Origin of the sequence: Paraburkholderia sp. CI3 (genome assembly GCF_050436505.1) — a bacterium.
GTDB lineage: Bacteria > Pseudomonadota > Gammaproteobacteria > Burkholderiales > Burkholderiaceae > Paraburkholderia > Paraburkholderia tuberum.
The window spans coordinates 996,978-1,018,871 of sequence record NZ_JBNDMI010000004.1; the positions used below are offsets into that span (position 1 = coordinate 996,978).

Sequence of the window (21,894 nt, forward strand, 5' to 3'; positions counted from 1 at the left end):
TGCCTGTCTCCTCCTCGAACGGGCGGCTAGCGCAGCATCGTCAGCGTCCTGAAGTCGACTCGCCTGATGATGCGGCTCTCCTGCGCGACGATCAGATGCGCGGACGCCTGCAGATACGCGGGCCACTCCGGATCGGCATCGCGCGCGGTGCGGCGCTGATCGTAGTCGCCGATGCTCTCGTAGCCCCACAGATGCACGACCTGGTTCAGCGCGCCGATATCGCTCATGTAAAAGCCGACTGGCGCGCCCAGATACTTGAGCTGAATCGGCATCGCGAGCCGGTCGAAAACGTCGATGAACTCCGCCATGCCGCGCGGACGGATCGTGTAGATGCGATGATCGACGAAAGGTTTGCCCTGGCTCATGTGCCGGTCCTCAATACGGTTTCGGCTGCGCGGGGGGCCGCGTTGCTTGCGCTCTTCGAGCTTTTCACACTCGCGCCCGCGAGATGACGGCCAGTGATATAGCCGAACGTCATGATCGGCCCGAGCGTGATACCCGCGCCCGGATAGTTGCCGCCCATCACGCTCGCGCGATCGTTGCCGACCGCGTACAGGCCGGCGATCGGTGCGCCTTTCACGTCGAGCACTTCGCCGGTGACGTTCGTCGAGATGCCGTCGAAGGTGCCGAGATCGCCCATCACGACCTTCAGCGCGTAGTACGGACCGTCGCCGATCGGCGCGACGCACGGGTTCGGCTGGTGCTCCGGGTCCCCCAGATAGCGATTGAACGACGTCGTGCCGCGGCCGAATTCGCGATCTTCGCCACGCACCGCGTCGGCGTTGTAGCGCTTCACGGTCGCCTCGAGCGCCGTGCCGTCGAGACCCGCGTTGCGCGCGAGTTCCGCGAGCGTGCGGCCCTTGCTCAGATAGCCGTTGCGCAGCAGCGGGCCGAGCGGCACGGGCGCCGGCTTCGCGTAACCGAGCCCATATTTGCGGATCGTCGCGTGATCGCAGATCAGCCACATCGCGGTTTCGCGTTCGTTCGCGCAGGCCTCGATCATCGCGGCACCCACGTCGTGATACGAATTCGCTTCGTTGGTGAAGCGCTTGCCCGCGCGCGTCACGCCGATCACGCCAGGCTTGTAGCGATCCACCAGATGCGGAAACACGCCGACGCTGCCGTCGCTCGTCGGCACGCGCGACACCGGCATCCATGCGGCGGGCTGCGGAAAACGGATCGCCACCCGCGCACCGAGACGTTCGGCCATGCCGACGCCGTCGCCCGTATTGCCGCGCGGCACCGGCGACAGGTGTTCGCCGCCGCGCCGCAGATGCGGATACGCGTGGGCGATCCGTGCGACGTCATGCGAGAAGCCGCCGCACGCGAGCACCACGCCGCGTCGCGCGACGATGCGCATCTCGCCTTGCGGTCCGGCGACGAGCGCGCCGGTCACGCCGCCGTTCTCCACGGTCAGCTCGCGAGCGGCCGTGTTCGTATGGATCGGAATGCCGAGATCGAGCGCGGACTTCGCGAGCCGTGCGGCGAGCGCGTTACCGCTCGTGATCTGCACGCCGCGCCGGTACAGCGCAAGATCCTTCAGATGGCTCGCGAGGCGCTTCGCGACGTACAGCGCGGAGGTGAGCGAACGCGTCGCATTGAAGAAGTGCTTCAGATCCGCGTTCGACGAGTTGAACATCATGCCGATGAACGTGATCGTCTTCAGCGGCGGGCGCAATCGCGAGATGTCCTGGCCCAGCGCGCGCGCATCGAACGGCGCGGCGACGACCGAGCGGCCAATGTCGACACCGCCGCCCACGTTCGGGTGATAGTCGGGATACAGCGTCGGCACGAATTTGACGGTGGTTTCGCGCTCGAAGAAGTCGAGCATCTCAGGGCCCGTGTCGAGAAACGCGTCGACGGCGGCGGCATCGAAGCACGCGCCGGTTTCGCTGCGCATATAGGTCAGCGCCGCTTCGCGCGTATCGCCGACGCCGTTGCTCTTTGCGTGACGGTTGCCCGGAATCCACAGCACACCGCCTGAAAACGCGGTCGTGCCGCCGAAGAACGGCTCCTTCTCGATCACGACGACATCGAGACCGTGTTTGCGCGCGGTGATCGCGGTCGACAGCCCTCCCGCACCCGAACCGATCACGAGCACGTCGCACGTGAGTGTCGCGCCGCGTGTTGCGTTGGTCATGATGGTCTCCTTACGCGCGGACCTGGCGGTCGGCCTGGGTGGGTTGCGCGGCCTGGGTGGCTTCGAAGCCGGGACGCGGCACGAGGTCCATCAGCATGCTTTCGAAGCCGCCATCGACGACGACTTCGGCGCCGTTCACATAGGCCGCGCGTTCGCTCGCGAGAAACGCGACGACATCGGCGATATCGTTCGGCTCGCCGATCCGGCGGCTCGCCGTCATCGCGCTGCGCCGGCGTTCGATATCGCCGTGCTCGTAGAACGCCGCCGACAGCGGCGTGCGGATCATGCCCGGGCACACGGTATTGCTGCGAATACCGCGTGGTCCCCACTCCGCCGCGATCTGCTTCGACAGCATCGTGACACCGGCCTTGCCCGCGCTGTAAGCGCCGCTATAGGTCTGCGGATGATGCGCGGCCACCGACGCGACATGCACGATTGCGCCAGCGCCGCGCTTCAGCATGCGTTGACCGAATTGCTGCGAGCACAGCATGTAGCCGGTCAGATTCACGCGCAGCATCGCATTCCATGCATCGAGTCCAATCTCTTCGATGCCCCCCGGCCGCAACAGGCCCGCGTTGTTCACGAGCACATCGGCGACGCCGAGGTGCGCTTCGAGCTCCGACACCGCGCCGCGCACGCTATCGATGTCGCCGATATCGCAGGCGAGCGCCAGCGCTTCGACACCGCTCGCGTTCAGCGCTTGCGCGACGTTACGGCACTTCTGCTCATCGCGATCGAGCAGCGCCACGCGTGCGCCAGTGTCGCCCAACACCTGAGCAATCGCGCTGCCGATGCCGCCCGCCGCGCCGCTCACGACGCAGACGCTGCCTTCGAGCCCGAGCCAGTGTCGCGCGTTGGCGGGTGTGTCGCGCCGATCTTTCCGTTGATTCATATGCTTAGTCCTCCCGATCTCCATGTTCACGATCGCGGCGAGCTTAGGTTGGCCGGCTTCACCAAACTGCGTCATTCGACCGCGTCTTCGATGGAAAAAGTATAGCCACGCGGTTCGGGACAAAATTGGACAAAGGCAGCGCGTCGCAGGACAATTCGAACATTGGAGACAAAACCGCATGAGGAATATCCCTAACTACGATCTGTACGGAGAGTCCGCGCGGCCGCCGTGGTACGACGCGTTCAATTTCGAATGGATCGTCGAGCGCAGTCGTCCGAACGACTGGCATATCGCCGCGCACCGGCACGATGCATTGCTGCAGATTCTCTATATCCGCGGCGGTTCGGGCCACGTGCTGATCGAAAGCGAAAAGCTCACGATCGACGCGCCATGCCTGATCCTGATTCCAGCGCAAACGGTGCACGGTTTCGTGTTTTCGCCGGAGATCGACGGGCTCGTGATTACGGCCGCGCAGCGCGCGCTGGAGTCGATTTCGAAAGCGGTGTCGCCGGGCCTCGTGCCGGTGCTGCAACGGCCCGCGCTGATTCCCGTGCGGCCCTCGGTCGGCGAGCGCACGTTGATGCCCTTGTTCGGTTTGCTGGAGCAGGAATTTCGCGGCAGCGCGCGCGGCCATATCGCCGCGGGCATGTCGCTGATGATTGCACTTTTTGTGCAGGTCGCCCGGCTGACCGATGCCGCCTCGAGCGCGGGCGCGACCGTCAATGACCGGCGCGCCGCGCAGATCAAACGGCTACGCGAACTGATCGCCACGCATGTGCGCGAGCATCTGCCAATCGATTTTTATGCGGAAAAATTGGGGGTGACCGCGGCGCAACTGGGGCGCATCTGTCGTGAGGAGCTTGGCCATTCGCCGCTGTCGCTCGTCAACGATCAGTTGATACGCGAGGCGCAGCGCGATCTGGTCTACTCGGGTTCGAGCATCAAACAGATCGCGCATGCGCTCGGTTTCGAAGATGCGGCCTATTTCAGCCGCTATTTCCGCAAGCTGACCGGCGTCACGCCCAAGGAGTTTCAGGCGGCCGCGCATCGGGATCTGTCTATCAATTAGCGATCCCGATGATCGCGCGGTGCTTGCAGTAGCGCTTACAGCTGCGCCTGCATCTGCGCGCCGGCGACGCCGACGTAGTTCTCCGCCAGTACTGTCGCGGCCGTGCGCGACGTCGTCACGTACTCGAGCTCGGCGACCTGCAGTTGCTGCTCGAACGCCGAAGCGCCTTCGATACGATGCAGCATGCTGGTCATCCAGTACGAGAAGTGCTCGGCGCGCCAGATGCGCTTGAGCGCGGTTTCGCTGTAACGGTCGAGCAGATCGGCGCGGCTTTCCTTGTAGAACGCGTCGAGCGCCTTGCTGAGCACGTTCACGTCGGCGACCGCGAGGTTCATGCCCTTCGCGCCAGTCGGCGGCACGATATGCGCGGCGTCGCCAGCGAGGAAGAGGCGCCCGTACTGCATCGTCGTCGACACGAAGCTGCGCATGCCGACGATGTTCTTCTGAAAGATCTTGCCGTCGATGATCTTGTGGCCTTCGTCCGAATCGGCGCGCGCATGCAGCTCGGCCCAGATGCGATCGTCAGACCAGTTGTCGACCGAGTCTTTCGGATCGCACTGGAAATACATGCGCTGCACGTTCGGCGAGCGCGTGCTGATCAACGCGAAGCCGCGCTCGTGGCGCGCGTAGATCAGCTCGTCCGACGACGGCGGGCCTTCGCACAGAATGCCGAACCAGCCAAACGGATAGACGCGCTCGAAATCCTTGCGCAGCGTCTGCGGGATCGCCTGGCGCGACACGCCTTGCGAGCCGTCGCAGCCGATCACGAAGTCGCATTGCAGTTCGTGCTCCGCGCCTTCGTGGCGATAGCGGATCGACGGCTTATCGGTATCGATGCCGTGCACCGACGTCTCCGATACGCCGAAACGCAGTTCGGCGCCCGCGGCGACGCGCGCCGCGACTAGATCCTTGATTACTTCGTGCTGGGCATAAACCGTGATCGCATGACCGGTGAGGCCGGTCAGATCGATGCGGCGACGCTTGCCTTCGAACGCGAGTTCGAAACCGTGATGCAGCGCGCCTTCGGCTTTCATGCGTTCGCCGAGACCGGTTTGCGTCAGCAGGTCCATCGTGCCCTGCTCGAGGACGCCGGCGCGAATCGTCGATTCGATCTGATCGCGCGTGCGCGTTTCGAGCACGACCGAGTCGATACCGCGCAAATGAAGCAGATGGGAAAGAAGCAGGCCAGCGGGCCCTGCACCGATGATGCCGACTTGGGTGCGCATGTAGTCTCCTGAATGCGGTGATGAAATTTGCGCTCAGTGTGACGATCGCGACGCCTATCCCGCAACGCGATATGGCGGATAGGCCGTATCGCGCCACGCGATAGAAGGTGTAAGGCGGGAGCCAGCGCCGCGCGGCTGTTTCGGCCGAAAACGCAAGTCTGGTGGGGTTTTCCGCCGATTTGGACGACCCGCGGCTCGTGCCGCGGCATGGCGTTCCTTCAGGTAAACCCCGATCCGCTAAACGACCTTCAACTCGCCAAGAAACAGTCGATAGACGGGATTTTTCGTCTCTTCCCAGCACGGATAGCCGAGCGTTTCGATGAAGCGCTCGAACGCCGCGTGGTCGCTCCCGGGCACCTGAATGCCGACCAGAATCGAGCTGTAGTCCGCGCCCTGGTTGCGGTAGTGGAACAGGCTGATGTTCCAGTTCGGCGCCATCGACGACAGGAATTTCATCAGCGCGCCCGGACGTTCCGGAAACTCGAAGCGAAACAGTCGTTCGTCGCGCGCGAGCGGCGAGCGGCCGCCGACCATGTAGCGGATGTGCTGCTTCGACAGTTCGTCGAAGGTCAGGTCGACGGTGGCGAAGCCGTGCGCTTCGAAGGCGCCGGCGATCTGCGCCGATTCGCTGCGATTGCGGATCTGCACGCCGACGAAAATATGCGCCGAGTTCGCGTCGGCGATCCGGTAGTTGAACTCGGTGACGCTGCGCGTGCCGAGCAGCTCGCAGAAGCGCCTGAAGCTGCCGCGCTCTTCGGGGATCGTCACCGCGAAGACCGCTTCGCGCGCTTCGCCCACTTCCGCGCGTTCGGCGACGAAGCGCATGCGGTCGAAGTTCATGTTCGCGCCCGACGTGATCGCGATCAGCGTCTGGTTCTCGATGCCTTCCCGTTCGGCATACTGCTTGGCGCCGGCCACCGCGAGCGAGCCCGCCGGTTCGAGCACGCTGCGCGTGTCCTGGAACACGTCCTTGATCGCGGCGCACAGCGCATCGGTGTTCACGAGCAGCACTTCGTCGAGATATTCGCGGCACAGACGGAAGGTCTCTTCGCCGACGAGCTTCACCGCGGTGCCGTCGGAGAACAGGCCCACTTCGTTCAGCGTCACGCGCTCGCCCGCCTGCAACGACGCGGCCATCGCGCACGAATCATCGGTCTGCACGCCGATCACCTTGATCTCGGGGCGCACCGATTTCACGTATGCGGCGACACCGGCCGCGAGACCGCCGCCGCCGATCGGCACGAAGATCGCGTGAATCGGGCCCTGGTGCTGGCTGAGGATTTCCATCGCGACGGTGCCCTGGCCGGCGATCACGTACGGATCGTCGAACGGATGCACGAAGGTCAGGCCGCGCTCTTCCTGCAGCTTGACCGCGTGACCATAGGCGTCGCTATACGACTCACCGAACTGCACGATCTCGACGGTCGGCCCGCCATGCGTGCGGATCGCGTCGACCTTGAGCTGCGGCGTCGTCACCGGCACGACGATGATCGCCTTCACGCCCATGCGTGCCGCCGATAACGCCACGCCCTGCGCATGATTGCCCGCCGACGCGGTGATCACGCCGCGACTGAGCGCCTCGGCCGGAATATGCGCCATCTTGTTGTATGCGCCGCGCAGCTTGAACGAGAACACCGGCTGGTTGTCCTCGCGCTTCAGATAGACCGGGTTGCGCAGCCGCGCCGACAGGTTCGGGGCGCGTTCGAGTTCGGTCTCGCGCGCCACGTCGTAGACGCGCGCGGTCAGGGTCTTTTTCAGGTAGTCGTGAGACGGCGCGACGCGCCCGGCCGCTGCGGCGGCCTGTTCGAGTTCGTTTAACAGCACGGCAAGCTCCTGGGTGGCAACATTCGATGCAACAACGCATCAACGGCGATCGACATCGAACGATAGCAATCGCGGCATGTTCGCCAGGAGGCAGGCAGAGAATGAACCTGAAAGCGGACATAAAAAAACCCGCCTCGTTTGGCGGGTATGTGTGACTGCAAGTCGACGCGCGCTAACCCACCATTCGATGAATGATGCTAATAATCAGCGCAATACGGATGTCGAGGCAGTTCATGTCGGCGATCTTCGTCGACTCGGCAAGCTTTGTCAATCTCCGCGCAGTGCGGCAGTGCCACACAAGAAAAACGGGGCGCACCGGCAAGCGCGCCCCGCTGAGACGACCAACACCGACATCAATCGCGCACGCCGCTCTGCTTTTTGAATGCCGCGAGAATGCGTTGCTCGAGCGCGTTGTAATCGCGGCCAAAGTGATGATCGCCGGTCGTGCGGATGACTTCGACGCCGGTCTTGTCGAGCGCCGGACACAGCGTGTCGGTCTCGCTCTCGCCATAGAAGCATTGAACGATCGACGGCGGCACATGCGTCAACTCGGGGCGCACGGTCAGCGCCTTGTCGCTCGCGGGCATGCCGAGCCAGCCGCCGACGCGAATCTGGAAATCGGCGTCGGGCGCGAAGCCGAGCAGCGAAATCAGCGACACCTTATCGCGCTGCGCCTGCGGCAGACGGTTATACGCGAACGGCAGCACGTCGGCGCCGAACGAATAGCCGATCAGCGCGATATGCTGCGCGTGCCAGCGCTCGCCATAGGTTTGCATCACCCGCGCGAGATCGCGGCTCGTTTGCGCGGGCGGCTTCTCGCTCCAGAAATAACGCAGGCTGTCCCAGCCGACCACCGACACCCCATCTTTCTGCAGTGCCTGCGCGATCGTCTTGTCGAGATCGCGCCAGCCGCCATCGCCGGAAATCACGATCGCCATCAAGCCGTTCGGATGCGCGGCCGGCAATTCGATCAGCGGCAGGTCGGACAAGTCGTCGGCGCTGATCGAGACCGGCTGCAGATGCGGCGTCAGCAATGCAACGAGACGCGCGCGATCGGCATTGCCCGTGCTCGCCTTTTCGACGAAGCCCGGTACCTTGTCGCGAATCACGGTCGGGTCGGGCGGACACGGTTCGAAGCGCGCGTCGAGCGTGTGATCGGCGTCGACCGACACCGCGCCCGCGATCGTATTGGACGGCGCCTGCTCGAGCACGTGCATCGCGAGCGTCGCGCCCTGCCCCGTACCCGCGACGATCGGCGCGAAGTAGCGGCTCGACTGCGATTGCCGTTCGAGCTGATGGCTCAGCGCCTCGGCATCGCCCACCAACTGATGACAGGTTTCCTTTTTCGCGGCAAGGTTGGCCGCGTAGTGCGCGGTATCGACGCCGACCGTCATCGCGCCCGCTTTCGCGAGCGCATCGGCGCTCTGCTGATCGGCTGCGCTCCAGCCGCTTGCCTGCGAATACAGCACGACGAAACCGCGCAGCGGCCCCTCGGGCTGCGTCACGCGCACGTCGCCATAGCGGCCGCCGGGCACGGTGGTGGTGGCCGCGTGCGCGAGCGCGCCGCAACTCAGAACGCTTGCCGCGACGGCGAGCCGGAACAACGGATGCAATGTCATGAACGCCGGCCTCCTGCCAGCAGCGACAGGTCCGCGAGCGTGAAGAACACGCCCGAACCGGATGCCGCGAGATAACGCGGCTCCCAGCGCGGCTGGAACTTGCTCTTGAAAGCACGCAGTCCGCGGAAGTTGTAGAAGCGGCCGCCGAAGCGCCACACGATGCCGGCCAGCCGATGCCAGCGTGACGCGAGCGGTGTCGGCTGCACGCCGGAGAGCGGCGCAATGCCGAGACTGAGCGAGCGGAAGCCCGCCTGTTTCAGATGCAGCGCGAGCTGCGTGAACAGATATTCCATCGCATACGGCGACGCGCTTTCGACGTGACGCATCACGCCGACGGTCGCCTCGGTATTCATATCGGTCGTCATGAAGGTCACGAATGCGACCGGCTCGCCGTTCTGGCGCACCAGCATCACCGACTGCGCGGCCAGGTATTCGTCATGGAAAGCCGCGACCGAGAAGCTCTTCTCGCGCGCGTCGCGGCTGTCGAGCCAACCGTCGGAAATGCCGCGCAGCGTTTCGAGCGAGGCCGGCACATGGGCCTGATCGATCACTTCGACGCTAAAGCCGTCGCGCTCGCCGCGCTTGAGCGCATAGCGCAGATGCGCGCGATGCGAGCCCTTCAGATCGAAGTCGTCGAGTACGACGTGCGCTTCCTCGCCGAGCTTCAGCAGCGTGAGGCCAGCGTCGAGATACAGCGGCAGCGCATTCGCGCGCACCTGGTAGAACGCGGCGCGACCGCCATGTGCATGCGCGAGCGCGACGAACTTGCTGATGAGACCCGCCCACTCTTCGCGCGGCCCCACCGGATCGTGCAACGCGGCCCACGTGCGGCCGTATTTCGCGTACATCAGGAACGCCTCGCGCGACTCCGAAAACAGGAAGCTCTTGTCGCCCATCAACGCGAGACCGGCATCGCTGCGCTCCTGCGCGCGCACGATGCGCGCGGCGTCGTGCAGATCTTCGGGCGCCGGCTTCACGAAGCGGCCCGGCGCCGGACGCAGCAATTGCCAGAACGAGAAGGTCGCGGCGAACACGCTCGCGGCGAGCGTCGCGCGCAGCGCGCGCGGCGCGCGCTCGTCGAACGCGAATTGCCACCACAGATCGCCCGTGTACGGCACGTCACGGAAAGCGAACAGCATGACCCACGTCGCGAGCATCAGCACCATCGCGACCGACACGAGCCAGCCGGCCGTGAAACGCTCCGCGAACAGCGACGAATGACGGTTGAAGCGCTTGCGCGTCGCGAGCAGCAGCACGATCAGCATGCCGAGCACACCGGCTTCGACGAACGCGAGACCCTTGGTCAGCGACAGCGCGAGGCTCAGCAACGCGAGCGCGAGCGTCATCCACCATGCCGCATCGAGCCGCCGCAGCAGGCCGCGCGCGACGAACAGCAGCAGCACGCCGAGCACGCTGCATAGCATCTGCGAGCTTTCGAGCACCCACAGCGGCACCAGGTCGCGCAGCATATGAATGCGCTGCCAGAACGCCGGCGTCGCGCTCGAAATGACCAGCATGCCGCCGACCACGAACGTGACGAGGCTCAGAAACAGTGGCGCGAGTTCCGACACGCGCTGCGCCTGCAACATCGACAGACGATTCTTCAGCGCGCGCCCCTCGAAGCCCGCGAGCAGCGCCGCGGAGACGATCAGCGGCACGCCGAAATAGATCGCGCGATACGCGAGCAGCGCGGCGACCATCTGATGCATCGGCACGCTGCCGCTCAGCGTGAACACCATCGCCGCTTCGAACACGCCGACGCCGCCTGGCGTATGGCCAATCAGGCCGAGCAGCATCGCGGCCGCGTAGACGGTGATGAAGCCGACGAAGCTCACGTTCGCATGCGGCAGCAATGCCCACAACGCGAGGCCCGCGGCGACCACGTCGAGCACCGCCAGCGCAACCTGCGCGAGTAGATCGCGGCGCGCGGGAATATCGAACGAGAGCCACTGCCAGCGCGTGCGGATCGGCCGGGTTTGCCGACGGCACGCGGCCGCGGCGAGCGCCAGCGCGAGCAGCAGCGCAGCGCCGCTCCAGCGCAGCGCGACTGGCGACAGATGCAGCATCGGCGCGAGCTGGCCCGCCATGCAGACCATGCCCAGCGCGGTCATCAAGACGAGGGCGAGCGCGAGCGACACGCTCGTAAACACCGTCATGCGGCCGATCTGCGCGGGCGTGATGTTCGCGACGCCGTACACGCGCGCGCGCACCGCCCCGCCCGTCAGCGCGCCGAAACCGGTCGCATTGCCGAGCGCCGAACCGGCCGTCGCGCCGACCCACAGCGCCGCGCGCGGCACGCTCGCGCCGAGATAGCGCAGGCCGACCGCGTCGCGCCCGACCAACGCGACGTAGCTGAGCGCGGTCGCGCCGAGCGCACCGATCCACTCGCGCGCCGACAACTGGCGCAGTTCGCGGATCACCGAACGGTAATTCACTGCCTCGGACAGATGCTGCAGCACGACCAGCAGCAATCCGCAAATGACGAGCGCGAGCACGGGCGACAGAAGTCCCCGGCTGCCAAGCGCTTTCGATGCACGGCCGAGCAGCGCGGGGAGGCGCTCGAAGCTGTGTTGAAGTCGGTGGAACATGGTCAATGCGGGCCTTGCGAGGAGCGGTCGCGGCGACGGGTCGTCACGCGCGGTATCGCCTGTGGCGGCGATTACAAAGTGATAACGGCAAAACGTGCAAAAGGTTGACAGCATTAGCAATTTTGCCGTCAGTTCACTTGCGCGTCGCGCGTCAAAAGCGCGCGATTGTAATGCTTCCTCGCGTGATGCGAGGCATCGGGCCGGCGCAACCGCGGCATCAAGATCACGGCTGGGCGTGCCGTAATCAGGAGCGGAAGCACAATATCAGGAAGGGAAACGGCGATGGCAGCCCGGAATTGGCTGACGGCGGGCGTCTATCTGGTGGGACTGGGGAACCGACTCGCTGAACGTGCTCCGCTTGACGGGGCCAGAAAGCACAATGCCCGCTACTCGAGCGGGCATTGGCACGACAGCCGGGGCTTGCGGGCCCGCGCGGGAAACTCGCGCTTAGTTCGGGCGACGGTACGCTTCGGCGATCACTGCGCAGTTCTGCAGATGCAGGTTCAGCGCATGCAGCGCCAGCGCGCGCAGCTTGCCGAAGAACGTGTTGGCAGCGGGGGTGGAACGGACGACATTCGATGCGGTATTCATGGCGACTCCTTATCAGGGTTTATACCTACGGAATAACCCGATTATAGCGATCTCGTGCCGCAGCGCAACAAAACAATATTTTTTGGCGACGTCGCGAATGCCAACATCGCGTACCGGATACGGCAAATTCGTAAAGGGGCCGCATCGGTCGTGCAGGTATTAACAATCCGCACCGTACAGGTGCAATAATGCTCCCTTTGCCTGCGACGCTTCGCCGCAGGCTCGCCGATATGACCGTCGCCCAGACCCAAAAAGCTCTGATTGCGCCTCTTATCGTCGCGTGCGCGATGTTCATGGAAAGCGTCGACGCCAACGTGATCGTCACCGCGCTGCCGGCCATGGCGCGCGATTTCGGGCGCGATCCGGTCACGCTGAAGATCGCGGTGACAAGCTACGTGCTCGGGCTCGGCGTGTTCATCCCGGTATGCGGCTGGCTCGCCGACAAGTTCGGTGCGCGCACGGTATTCCGCACCGCGATCGGCATCTTCGTGACGGGTTCGCTGTTGTGCGCCGCGTCGAACTCGCTGGCCACTTTCACGGTTGCGCGTTTCATCCAGGGCGTCGGCGGCGCGATGATGGTGCCCGTCGGGCGGATCATCATCTTTCGCGTGGTGGAGAAAGCCGACTTCATCCGCGCGATGAATTACCTGAGCGTGCCCGCAATGCTCGGCCCCGCCGCCGGTCCGCTGCTCGGCGGCTTCATCACCACGTATCTGCACTGGCGGCTGATCTTCTTCATCAACGTGCCGATCGGCATTCTCGGCATCTATCTGACCAATCGCTATATCGCCAATACGCGCGAGCCCGACCCCGGCCCGCTCGACTGGATCGGCTTCCTGCTGTCGGCGGCGGGCGCGGTGCTGCTGTTGCTCGGCTTGTCGCTGGTCGGCGGCGAACTGATTTCGAATACGGACGCGTTCGGCATGTGCGCGCTCGGCGCGGCGCTGCTCGCGATCTACGTCGCGTATGCGCAACGCGTCGCACTGCCGCTGCTGGATTTGCGTTTTTTCAAGGTACCGACTTTCCAGGCGAGCGTGCTCGGCGGCTCGCTATTTCGCATCGGTCTCGGCGCGTTGCCGTTCCTGCTGCCGCTGCTGCTGCAGGAAGGTCACGGCATGAGCGCGTTCCAATCGGGGCTGATCACCTGCGCGTCCGCGTTCGGCGGCATGTTCATGCGCACGATCGCCTCCACGGTGCTGCGCCGCTTCGGCTTTCGCCAGGTGCTCGTGTTCAACGCCGCGCTATCGGGCATTTCGATCGCCGCGTGCGGGCTGTTTTTCCCGCACACGCCGACGTGGATCATCTGGATCGTCGTGTTGCTCGGCGGCTTCTTCCCCGCGTTGCAGTTCACGAGCCTCAATTCGCTGACCTACGCGGAGATCGCGAGCCGCGACGTCGGCCGCGCGACGAGCCTCGGCAGCGTCGTGCAGCAGATGTCGCTCGGCCTCGGCGTGACGGTCGGCGGCATCGTGCTGCAGATTTCGCGCGCGCTGCATGGGCATCCGAGCATCACCTGGTCGGATTTCTGGCCCGCGTTTCTCGTGGTCGGGCTATGCTCGTTCGCGTCGATTCCGGTCACGCTGCGCCTGCCGCGCGGCGCGGGCGCGGAGATTTCGCGAGGCGGGCGCGGCTGAGCCGGCTGCCGTGTCCACGCGCAAGCGCCCCGCTCTTCACGGGTTCGGGCGCTCACGCGCGCTTGCGAATCACGCTCACGTCGCCATTGCGTTCGAGAATCGCGGCGGCCACGTCGTCCATCGAGCGCGAGCCGGTTTTCTGCCGCACGCTTTCCTCGATGTCGGTGCGCGTGACGAGCGCCGCGTGCATTTCGTTCGCCTGGAACTTGCCGTCGCTGAACACCTCGCGCTCGGCGCCGCCCACCAGCAGCTCGAAGCGGCGCGAGCGTATGAACGACCACGCGAGCGCCCGGTGACACACGACGATCGCGAACGACGCGACCACGGTCGCGATAAACGGCGACGCACCGACGATCGCGCGGCTCAGCGTCGCGCCGAGCAGAATCACGACGACCGAATCGAACGGCGAGCGCTGCCCGAATGAACGGCGCCCCGATACACGGATCAGCGCGAGCGCGATCACGAACACGGCGATCGAGCGCATACCCATCTGCAACGGATCGAGCTCCCTGCCTTGGCCGAATAGAACGAAAAACGCGTCCATCATGTTCGTCCTCCCCGCGGCGTATTGCCGTGCGAATGTTCTGGTGTCCGGATAGTTGCGAGCGAGACGAGCCCGCGACGCGTCGCCGTCGCTCAGGCCAGCGCGCCATCGGTCGCCCATGAGATGAGCGTATCGCCGAAACCGCCGCGCACGCGGGCCACGGTGCGCGCGCTCGTGGTCACGCGCGGCGCGGCGCTCCACGCGATGCGCGCGCCAGTCGCGATCAGGCGATCGACGAGCGCGGCGTCCTCGCTGCACTTGAGCGGCGGAAAGCCGCCCGCGCGCCGATAGGCGTCCGCGGAAACGCCGAGATTCGCGCCGTGCACATGACGATGTCCGTCGGCGTCGACATACGTCTTGCGAAAATATTCGCGCACGCTGTGCGGATGCGCGCTCCAGTCGTCGACGGCGATCGAGCCGCACACCGCATCGGCGCCGAGCGCCAGTTGCGCGGCCAGCCAACCGGGCGACACGCGGCTGTCGGCATCGGTAAACGCCAGCCAGCGCGCGCCGTGCGCGAGCAGCAGCGACGCGCCGAGTGCCCGCGCGATCCCGACGTTGCGCGCCTTCAGCGTCAGCGTCTGCACGCCGTAAGCGCGCGCGATCGCCCCGCTGAAATCGCTGCACGCGTCGAGCGCGACGACGATCCGCACCTCCTCGCCGGCGAGCGCTTCGTGTCGCGACGCTTCGAGCAAGGCCGCCAGGCACCGTGCGAGCAACGTCTCTTCGTTATGCGCCGGAACGATCACGCCGATCATAGAAGCCCCTCGCGCTGCGCGACCGAACGTGCGTCGCGCGACCACAGGTCGATCAGCAAGTCGGCTTCGTCGTGATGCGCGAGACGCGCGAGACCGCAGCGCGCATCGAATAGCGCGTGCGCATGGTCGGCGGATTCGCGCGCTTCGGCGAACGGCCGGCGCCAATGACAGGCGAGCAGCGTGCCGTCCGGCGTCAGCGACCCGGCGATGCGCGCGGCCAGCGTTTCGAGCTCGGCCGCGTCGAGGTAGTACGCGAACTCGCTGATCACGATCAGATCGAACGGCCCGTGCTCCGTCGGCCAGTCGCGCGGCACCCTGCGCTGCTCGATCCGCACGTTCGATGCGCCCGCCACGCGTTCACACGCAAGCTCGACGGCGCGCGCGTGCAGATCGGCGGCGAGCAGCGCGTCGCAGCGCGTCGCGAGCCCGGCCGTCAACTCGCCGTTCGCGCAGCCCGGCTCGAACGCGTTGCGATAGCGCGCCCGCGGCAGCAGCGCGAGCGTCAGCGAACGCTTGCGGCGTTCGTACCAGCCTTCGCGCAAACGCCACGGATCGTCGCTGCGTCGGTAGAGTTCATCGAAGTACAGCACCGTCGAGCTCATCTCAGCGATCCTCTCAAGGCAGGGGGAAAAAGTCATAGCGTCCACGGCGCGAGTGTTTGCGAAGACGCCTGATGCGATGCCGGCGCGGCAGTCGTGTCAGCGGCCTCGACGAGCCGTTCGCCGAGCGCTGCGAGGTCGCGTTCCGCGTGGCTCTGCCGCAGAAACACCGGCAGGTCGGCGAGCGCCCGCGCGAATCGCGCGTCGCGGCACAACGGGCCCGCGCCGAGCGCGCGTGTCGCGTGCTCGATCACGGCGCTCGCGGCCTGCTCGACGGCCAGACGCGCGCGCAACACGCGCGTCGCTGCATCGGCCGACGGCTGCGCGTCGATCCACGCGGCGGTTTCGCGCAGCAGCGCGGCGGCCGACTGCAAGGCGACATCGGTCGCACCGAGATGAGCGAGCCGATGCGCGTCCGCGTGCCGGGCGCACGCGTCGCGCAGCGTGCGCGCGATTTGCGCGGCCGCGCCGTACCAGCACGCGGCGATACCGGCGCCGCCATGCCAGAAGCCCGCGCGGCGCAGATACGCATGCGGCGCGCCGACGAGCCTCGCCACGGTGTCTTTGAACGTGACATCCGCGCTCGCGGTCGCCTGCATGCCGACGGCCTGCCACTTCGATGTATCGATCGAGATCGAGCTATGGTCCAGCGCGAGCGCCGCGAGCACGGGCTCGTCGTCGCGCCATGCGGTCACGAGCGCATGGGTGAGCGCCTGCGCGCCGGAGCACCAGGCTTTGGTGCCGGACAGGCGCACCTGCGCGCCCTCGCCGGCAACGGTCTGGATTTCTTCGTCGATGGCGCGCACCCGCGCGTGCGGCGCTTCGGCGGCCCACACGCCCCAGCGGCTTGCCGCGGGCGGCAGCGGACCATTGAGCTCGGCGAGAATCGCGAGCGCATCGGTATGGCCTTCGAACAGTTTGACGAGGCCGAGGTCGCATGCGGCGACGGCGGCCAGCGCGCGCCAGCGCACCAGCGTCTCCCCATGCCCCGGCCATGGCAAGGTCGGCGCGCGATCGTAGCCGCGCTCGATCAGATCAGCGAGCAGTGCTCCGAGGGCAGCGGGATCGTTCGCATCGAAACGCGCGTCGCGCAGAAAATCGTCGAGCGAGATAGCAGGCTTGCCGGGCTGCGGCGCGCGGGCGCTCGCGCGTAGTGCGCGGCCACCGTGTTGATTTGAGACCTGCCGTGACTGGGCCTTTAAGCTGGCCGCGTGGTCGCGCGTGTCGAGCATCGTGCCTCCCTGCACCGGTTAGATCCGCGGCCGGCCGAGCGGCGGCGGACTGGAACGTATGCAGAGTGGCAGCAAACACCGTGCCCCGACCGGCGAGGCAGCCGCGCAGCGAAAAAGCGGCTACGTCCCGCCGCTTCCGCTCAGACGTCCATCCGCCTTCGCGAGCAACGCGTCGAGGACCACCATCTCGACCGGCTTCACGAGGTGCGCATGGAAACCCGCGTTGCGAGTTCGATCGAGATCGCTCGCATGGCCGAAACCCGTCATCGCCGCGTACATCGTGCGCGACATCTCGGGCAGCGCGCGCATCGCCGCGAGCGTCGCATAGCCATCCATCTTCGGCATCGCGAGGTCGATCAGCGCGAGATGCGGCGAGAAGCGTGGCGAGATCTGCAGCGCCTGTTCGCCCTCGTAGGCGATACGCACCTCGTGGCCCTTCAGTTCGAGCAGCATCGCGAGGCTGTCGGCCGAATCGCGATTGTCGTCGACGAGGAGAATGCGCAGCGGCTGCACGTGGGGCGCGGCATTGATCGTGCCGCTCTCCGCGGTGTCGGACTGCGCGGAGGCGAGCGGCAGACTCAGCGTGAACGTGCTGCCGAGTCCCAGTCCTTCGCTGCTCGCGACGATGCTGCCACCATGCATTTCGACGAGCGACTTGCACAGCGTCAGGCCGATCCCAAGGCCGCCCTCGCCGAAACTTTGCCCTTCCTTCTCCTGCGCGAACAGTTCGAAAATCTTGTCGAGCGAGCGCACCGGAATGCCGCAGCCGGGGTCGCGCACTTCGAGCACCGCCATGCGAAAGTCGATACGTCCCTGCAGCTCGATCGCGCTGCCGTTCGGCGAAAACTTCGACGCGTTGTGCAGCAGGTTTTGCAGGACCTGCACGAGCCTCGTCATGTCGCCGCGAATCATCACGGGAGCGTCGGGTACATGCGCGACCACGCGCTGCTCGCGCGAGTCGGTGAACGGCCGCGCCGCTTCGATCGCGCGCGCGACGAGCTCGGCGAGATCGACGCGCGCAATACGCAGTTCAACCTTGTCGGACATGATGCGGCCGATATCGAGCAGATCGTCGACGAGTCGCGTCAGGTGCGTGACCTGGCGATCGATCAGATCGCGCGCCCGCGCGACCACCGGGCTCAGATCGGTTTCCATCTGCATCGTGCCGATCGCGTTGCGCACCGGCGCGAGCGGATTGCGCAGTTCGTGCGCGAGCGTCGCGAGAAATTCGCGCATGCGCTCCCCGGAGCGTTCCAGTTCCTCGCGCCGGCGCCGCTCGGTCAAATCGCGCGTGACCTTTGCAAAGCCGCGCAAGCGTCGCGATTCGTCATAGACGGCCGTGATGATCACGTTGGCCCAGAACGTCGAACCGTCCTTGCGCATGCGCCAGCCTTCGTCTTCGACGGTGCCGATCTGGCGCGCGATCGCGAGCTCGCGCGCGGGCTTGCCGGCCGCGGCCTCCTCGGGCACATAGAACTGCGAGAAGTGCCGGCCGACGATTTCGTCGTGCGTATAGCCCTTGATGCGCGCGGCGCCCGAATTCCAGCTGACGACGAAGCCTTGCGGATCGAGCATGAAGATCGCGTAGTCTTTCACGCTATCGACGAGCAGACGGAAGCGCTCCTCGCTCTGGCGCAGCGCTTCGAGGTATTCGCGCTGCGCGGTCAGGTCGCGCGTGATCTTCGCGAAGCCCGTGACCTCGCCCTTCTCGTTGCGTATCGCGGTGATCACGACGTTCGCCCAGAACGTCGTGCCGTCCTTGCGCACGCGCCAGCCTTCATCTTCGAAACGGCCGGTCAGCGCCGCCTGTTCCAGCTCGTAGGTCGGCCAGCCGCGCGCAACGGCTTCCTCGGTATAGAAGCGCGAGAAATGCTGGCCGACGATCTCGCTCTGCGCATAGCCCTTCAGCTTCTGCGCGCCGACATTCCAGCTGACGATGTTGCCTTTCGCATCGAGCAGAAAGATCGCGTAGTCCGAAATGGCCTGCACGAGCGACAAATAATCGACGCCGACGGGCGCTGGCGGCGCGGCCTCGGCCTGCACTGGAGCGGGCCCGCCGTAGTCGCGGGAAGAAGAAGCATCGAGCTGGGTCATGGCGGACACGTCATTGGAATTTTCGTCTTAAGCAAACCTCGCGCCTGGCCGGCGGCGAAGCCGTCGCGCAAGCGGTTGCGCGGTCCACGGAGGGGCCGGGATGCGTCGCCAAGGGCGCTCGCGCGCCGGCTGATAAGGCGCCAAGCTTATAACGACGAGCCCCGCGACAGCTAGCGGGTCATGACGGAAAACGTCGCCGCGCTGCGGTTTCGGCTTTCCGTTTTGGCCTTCGTTGGCAAAAACAGGCGTGTCAATTGAAAAAGGTATTCACGACGCGGCGGGCTGCGCGATCGGCCACCATGAGGCCAGGAAGAACGAAAGACAAGGCCGCGAGCGCCGCGGCCGCCGCGAGTCGACCCGCTGGAAAATACTGCCTGCCGCGAGGAACACGAGCAGATAACGGCGGCCGACCGTCGCGTGATGCCAACGGCCGGCCCGGCGCGACATCGCTGCAAATCGGCACGCGTCGCGAGTCGAAACTGCTGCTGCGCTGGCGCGCCCGTCAAGCCGCCGCGCCGATCTTTTCCGCGAGCTTCGCGTCGTAACTCGAATGGACATGCACGCGTTTCTTGTCGGGATACGCGTACGCGTACGCCTTGCGCAGCGCGAGCGACGCCTCGTGAAAGCCCGACAGGATCAGCTTCTGCTTGTTCGGATAGTTCGCGATGTCGCCGACGGCGAAGATGCCCGGCCGCGAGCTTTCGTAGTTCGAAGTATCAACGTCGACGCGCCCGCCATGAATCGTCAGTCCCCATTGCGCGATCGGTCCGAGATCGGCGACGAGTCCATACAGCGCGATCAGATGGTCGGCTTCGAGCTGTGTCTCGCCGTTGACCTGCCGCAGCGTGAGCGAACGCAGCGCGCCGTCTTCCACATCGAGCGCCGCGATCCCGCCGACGACGAAGTCCATCTCGCCAGCGTCGACCGCGCGCCGCATCAGCTCGACGCTCGAATCGGCCGCGCTGAAGCCGGCGCGCCGATGCACGAGGGTCACGCGCCGCGCGACCTTGCGCAGTGCCAGCGCCCAGTCGAGCGCCGAATCGCCACCGCCCGCGACGACCACGTTTTTGTCGGCGAAATCGGCGAGGCGCGGCACGCTGTAGTGCACGTAGCGCTTTTCCAGCGGCACGGCCTCGGGGAGCGTGAGCTTTTGCGGGACGAACGCGCCGTTGCCGGCGGCGAGCAGGATCGCCGCGACGTCGAACACGAGGCCGCGCTGCGTGCGCACGGTCCAGCGTCCGTCGTCGCGCTGCTCGACCGTGTCGACGCGCTGTTCCAGATGAATCGGCACATCGAACGGCTTGCATTGCGCGACCAGTCGCTCGACCAGTTCGCGCGCGGTGCACGACGCAATCGCGGGGATATCGTAGATCGGCTTGTCGGGATACAGCTCGATGCACTGGCCGCCGACCCGTCCAAGTATGTCGACGATCTGACAGGTGAGGCCGATCACGCCGGCCTCGAATGCCGCGAACAGAGCCACGGGACCGGCGCCGACGATCAGGACATCGGTGCGGATCGGCGAGGCGGGCACAGCGGACGGATCGGTGGCAACGGTCATGGGGCAGGTCTCCGGATCACGGTGAAAGGCGCAATGGAAGCGTCGATGACCCACCATACCGAATCGGCCCGCACGCGGCAACGATGCCATCGTCGACGGTAAGGGTGCTAGGCGTGCCCGCTCAACGCCCGAAAGTGGCTACCTGAAAATACCTGGAATCGGCCAAGAACTGGTGCGGTTGCGCGCGTCGCAGATCAACGGCTGCGCGTATTGCGTCGATACGCATACGGCGGACGCGCGCAAGGGCGGCGAAACCGAGCGGCGTCTCGCGACCGTCGTCGTGTGGCCCGAAACGCCGTTCTTCACGGACCGCGAACGCGCGGCGCTCGAGTGGACCGACGCGCTCACGCTGGTGTCGCACGATCATGTGCCCGACGCGGTATGGCAAGCGGTGCGGCCGCATTTCAGCGACGAGGAACTGGTCGACCTGACGCTGCTCGTCTCGGCGATCAATGCATGGAACCGCTTCGCGATCTCGTTCCGGAAGATGCCGGCCTGAGCGGCGGCATGGCGGCAGCATGAGGCGACGCACTGCCCGCCTCACTCCCCGATCCACGACCCGCGCAGGTCGCTGTCATGCAGCAACTGCAACAGCGTGCCCGCCGGGCGACTCAAGCGCTTCGCCGCCAGCGCGATGAATTCCACCGACGGCAGCGTCGGCAGTCCGGCCGCATTCAACGGCGGCGCGAGGCCGCGCGCGGCCAGATACTGCGGCCGCACGGTGATCCCGAGTCCGCCGCGCGCGGCCGCGATACAGCCGGAATGACTGCTGCTCGTGCAGACGATCTGCCAGCTCGCGCCGGCTTCGGCGAGCGCATCGAGCACGACCGCGCGCGTCACACTCGGCTCGGCGACCAGAATCAGCGGCAGCGGCTGACTCAGATCGACGAGCGTGCCGGTCCGCGCGAGCCATTCGAGGCGCCCGGTGAAAAGCGGCACGCCGCGCCGGTCACCGAGCCGGCGCTTGCCGACCAGCAGATCGATCGCGCCCGCGTCGAGCAACTCGTAGAGCCTGCCCGTCATGCCGATCGTGATTTCCAGTTCGACGTCGGGATGCGCGTTGCGAAACGCCGCGAGCACGGTGGGGAGCGGGCCGAGCGCGATGTCGTCCGACGAACCGAGCCGCACGCGCCCCTTCAGACGCGGCGCGCGAAACTGCGATTCCGCGCGCGACAGCGCCTGCAGGATCACGCTCGCATGCGCAAGCATCGCTTCGCCGTCGGGTGTCATCGCGAGCGAATGGGTGTCGCGCAGGAACAGGCGCCGGCCCACGCTCTGTTCGAGGCGCCGGATATGTTCGCTGACGCTCGACTGCGTCAGGTCGAGCCGCCGCCCCGCTTCGGTGAAGCTATGGCAAGCCGCGACGGTCGAGAAGGTCTTGAGCCAGATTGGATTGAGCATGCGTGATTGTGGCGCTGCTTATCGGCATTGTCGATAACAGTCAGCGGGCTTAGTGGGGTTCCCGATTGACGAGGATGTCAATAAGATGACGGAATTCCGCCTGGCCCCGCTCTGGCGGCGCT

The 21,894-nt window shown here is 65.9% G+C and carries 18 protein-coding genes; 3 read left to right on the forward strand and 15 right to left on the reverse strand.

From position 1 onward, the window contains the following. Window positions 1-26: 26 nt before the first annotated feature. Genes OKW29_RS26035 through OKW29_RS26045 form a run of 3 tightly spaced genes read right to left on the reverse strand, consistent with a single transcriptional unit; the run spans window position 27 to window position 3,032 of the window. Window positions 27-365: an NIPSNAP family protein gene (locus OKW29_RS26035; RefSeq protein ID WP_018417780.1), complete on the reverse strand. Its 339-nt coding sequence runs from the start codon at window positions 363-365 to the stop codon at window positions 27-29. Next, on the reverse strand, window positions 362-2,140 hold the full coding sequence (locus OKW29_RS26040) for an FAD-dependent oxidoreductase (protein WP_429293136.1): 1,779 nt from the start codon (window positions 2,138-2,140) through the stop codon (window positions 362-364). The genes OKW29_RS26035 and OKW29_RS26040 overlap by 4 nt, the downstream gene beginning before the upstream one ends. A 10-nt stretch (window positions 2,141-2,150) precedes the next feature. Further along, a complete protein-coding gene (locus OKW29_RS26045; RefSeq protein WP_429293137.1) occupies window positions 2,151-3,032 on the reverse strand; it encodes an SDR family NAD(P)-dependent oxidoreductase in 882 nt (293 codons plus the stop codon). 178 nt (window positions 3,033-3,210) lie between these two features. Here OKW29_RS26045 and OKW29_RS26050 point away from each other — a divergent pair, with 178 nt between their 5' ends. Next, window positions 3,211-4,101, forward strand: coding sequence for a helix-turn-helix domain-containing protein (locus tag OKW29_RS26050; protein WP_429293138.1), 891 nt, complete (start codon window positions 3,211-3,213; stop codon window positions 4,099-4,101). Window positions 4,102-4,136: 35 nt separating this feature from the next. Here the strand turns inward: OKW29_RS26050 and OKW29_RS26055 are convergent, their stop codons facing one another. The 5 genes from OKW29_RS26055 to OKW29_RS26075 all read right to left on the reverse strand — a co-directional run bounded on the left by OKW29_RS26055 (window position 4,137) and on the right by OKW29_RS26075 (window position 11,949). After that, entirely contained in the window at window positions 4,137-5,327 is a 1,191-nt protein-coding gene (locus OKW29_RS26055) for a 4-hydroxybenzoate 3-monooxygenase (RefSeq protein ID WP_429293139.1), read from the reverse strand. A gap of 237 nt (window positions 5,328-5,564) precedes the next feature. Continuing rightward, window positions 5,565-7,151: a threonine ammonia-lyase, biosynthetic gene (ilvA, locus tag OKW29_RS26060; protein WP_429293140.1), complete on the reverse strand. Its 1,587-nt coding sequence runs from the start codon at window positions 7,149-7,151 to the stop codon at window positions 5,565-5,567. Between the two features lie 353 nt (window positions 7,152-7,504). Then, window positions 7,505-8,770, reverse strand: coding sequence for a virulence factor family protein (locus OKW29_RS26065; protein WP_429293141.1), 1,266 nt, complete (start codon window positions 8,768-8,770; stop codon window positions 7,505-7,507). Further along, complete coding sequence (mprF, locus tag OKW29_RS26070; RefSeq protein ID WP_429293142.1) at window positions 8,767-11,358, reverse strand: bifunctional lysylphosphatidylglycerol flippase/synthetase MprF; 2,592 nt, start codon at window positions 11,356-11,358, stop codon at window positions 8,767-8,769. Before mprF ends, OKW29_RS26065 begins: the two co-directional genes overlap by 4 nt. Window positions 11,359-11,805: 447 nt before the next feature. Beyond that, window positions 11,806-11,949, reverse strand: a complete 144-nt coding sequence (locus OKW29_RS26075) for a hypothetical protein (RefSeq protein WP_018417771.1) — start codon at window positions 11,947-11,949, stop codon at window positions 11,806-11,808. 230 nt (window positions 11,950-12,179) lie between these two features. On the opposite strand from OKW29_RS26075, the gene OKW29_RS26080 reads away from it, so the two are divergent. Beyond that, complete coding sequence (locus tag OKW29_RS26080; protein WP_429293143.1) at window positions 12,180-13,583, forward strand: MFS transporter; 1,404 nt, start codon at window positions 12,180-12,182, stop codon at window positions 13,581-13,583. A gap of 52 nt (window positions 13,584-13,635) precedes the next feature. Here the strand turns inward: OKW29_RS26080 and OKW29_RS26085 are convergent, their stop codons facing one another. The 6 genes from OKW29_RS26085 to OKW29_RS26110 form a co-directional block, all read right to left on the reverse strand. Continuing rightward, entirely contained in the window at window positions 13,636-14,130 is a 495-nt protein-coding gene (locus OKW29_RS26085) for a DUF421 domain-containing protein (RefSeq protein ID WP_429293144.1), read from the reverse strand. 89 nt (window positions 14,131-14,219) lie between these two features. Further along, entirely contained in the window at window positions 14,220-14,885 is a 666-nt protein-coding gene (locus OKW29_RS26090) for a glycosyltransferase (RefSeq protein WP_429293145.1), read from the reverse strand. Beyond that, a complete protein-coding gene (locus OKW29_RS26095; protein WP_429293146.1) occupies window positions 14,882-15,487 on the reverse strand; it encodes an SAM-dependent methyltransferase in 606 nt (201 codons plus the stop codon). The genes OKW29_RS26090 and OKW29_RS26095 overlap by 4 nt, the downstream gene beginning before the upstream one ends. Window positions 15,488-15,519: 32 nt before the next feature. After that, on the reverse strand, window positions 15,520-16,716 hold the full coding sequence (locus OKW29_RS26100; RefSeq protein ID WP_429293147.1) for an acyl-CoA dehydrogenase: 1,197 nt from the start codon (window positions 16,714-16,716) through the stop codon (window positions 15,520-15,522). Between the two features lie 120 nt (window positions 16,717-16,836). Next, on the reverse strand, window positions 16,837-18,810 hold the full coding sequence (locus OKW29_RS26105) for a hybrid sensor histidine kinase/response regulator (protein ID WP_429293148.1): 1,974 nt from the start codon (window positions 18,808-18,810) through the stop codon (window positions 16,837-16,839). A 502-nt stretch (window positions 18,811-19,312) separates the two neighbouring features. Further along, window positions 19,313-20,371, reverse strand: coding sequence for an NAD(P)/FAD-dependent oxidoreductase (locus OKW29_RS26110; protein ID WP_429293149.1), 1,059 nt, complete (start codon window positions 20,369-20,371; stop codon window positions 19,313-19,315). A 142-nt stretch (window positions 20,372-20,513) separates the two neighbouring features. Between OKW29_RS26110 and OKW29_RS26115 the strand changes: the two genes are divergently transcribed. Next, window positions 20,514-20,870 carry a carboxymuconolactone decarboxylase family protein gene (locus tag OKW29_RS26115; protein WP_429294936.1) on the forward strand — a complete coding sequence of 119 codons (357 nt, stop codon included), beginning with the start codon at window positions 20,514-20,516 and terminating at the stop codon, window positions 20,868-20,870. 41 nt (window positions 20,871-20,911) lie between these two features. Here the strand turns inward: OKW29_RS26115 and OKW29_RS26120 are convergent, their stop codons facing one another. Next, on the reverse strand, window positions 20,912-21,772 hold the full coding sequence (locus tag OKW29_RS26120) for a LysR family transcriptional regulator (RefSeq protein WP_184065957.1): 861 nt from the start codon (window positions 21,770-21,772) through the stop codon (window positions 20,912-20,914). Window positions 21,773-21,894 lie beyond the last annotated feature (122 nt).

Coding starts and splice junctions, on each gene's coding strand:
- OKW29_RS26035 (WP_018417780.1), bottom strand. CDS start 365: ATGAGCCAGGGCAAACCTTTCGTCGATCATCGCATCTACACGATCCGT.
- OKW29_RS26040 (WP_429293136.1), bottom strand. CDS start 2,140: ATGACCAACGCAACACGCGGCGCGACACTCACGTGCGACGTGCTCGTG.
- OKW29_RS26045 (WP_429293137.1), bottom strand. CDS start 3,032: ATGAATCAACGGAAAGATCGGCGCGACACACCCGCCAACGCGCGACAC.
- OKW29_RS26050 (WP_429293138.1), top strand. CDS start 3,211: ATGAGGAATATCCCTAACTACGATCTGTACGGAGAGTCCGCGCGGCCG.
- OKW29_RS26055 (WP_429293139.1), bottom strand. CDS start 5,327: ATGCGCACCCAAGTCGGCATCATCGGTGCAGGGCCCGCTGGCCTGCTT.
- OKW29_RS26065 (WP_429293141.1), bottom strand. CDS start 8,770: ATGACATTGCATCCGTTGTTCCGGCTCGCCGTCGCGGCAAGCGTTCTG.
- mprF (WP_429293142.1), bottom strand. CDS start 11,358: ATGTTCCACCGACTTCAACACAGCTTCGAGCGCCTCCCCGCGCTGCTC.
- OKW29_RS26075 (WP_018417771.1), bottom strand. CDS start 11,949: ATGAATACCGCATCGAATGTCGTCCGTTCCACCCCCGCTGCCAACACG.
- OKW29_RS26080 (WP_429293143.1), top strand. CDS start 12,180: ATGACCGTCGCCCAGACCCAAAAAGCTCTGATTGCGCCTCTTATCGTC.
- OKW29_RS26085 (WP_429293144.1), bottom strand. CDS start 14,130: ATGATGGACGCGTTTTTCGTTCTATTCGGCCAAGGCAGGGAGCTCGAT.
- OKW29_RS26090 (WP_429293145.1), bottom strand. CDS start 14,885: ATGATCGGCGTGATCGTTCCGGCGCATAACGAAGAGACGTTGCTCGCA.
- OKW29_RS26095 (WP_429293146.1), bottom strand. CDS start 15,487: ATGAGCTCGACGGTGCTGTACTTCGATGAACTCTACCGACGCAGCGAC.
- OKW29_RS26100 (WP_429293147.1), bottom strand. CDS start 16,716: ATGCTCGACACGCGCGACCACGCGGCCAGCTTAAAGGCCCAGTCACGG.
- OKW29_RS26105 (WP_429293148.1), bottom strand. CDS start 18,810: ATGACCCAGCTCGATGCTTCTTCTTCCCGCGACTACGGCGGGCCCGCT.
- OKW29_RS26110 (WP_429293149.1), bottom strand. CDS start 20,371: ATGACCGTTGCCACCGATCCGTCCGCTGTGCCCGCCTCGCCGATCCGC.
- OKW29_RS26120 (WP_184065957.1), bottom strand. CDS start 21,772: ATGCTCAATCCAATCTGGCTCAAGACCTTCTCGACCGTCGCGGCTTGC.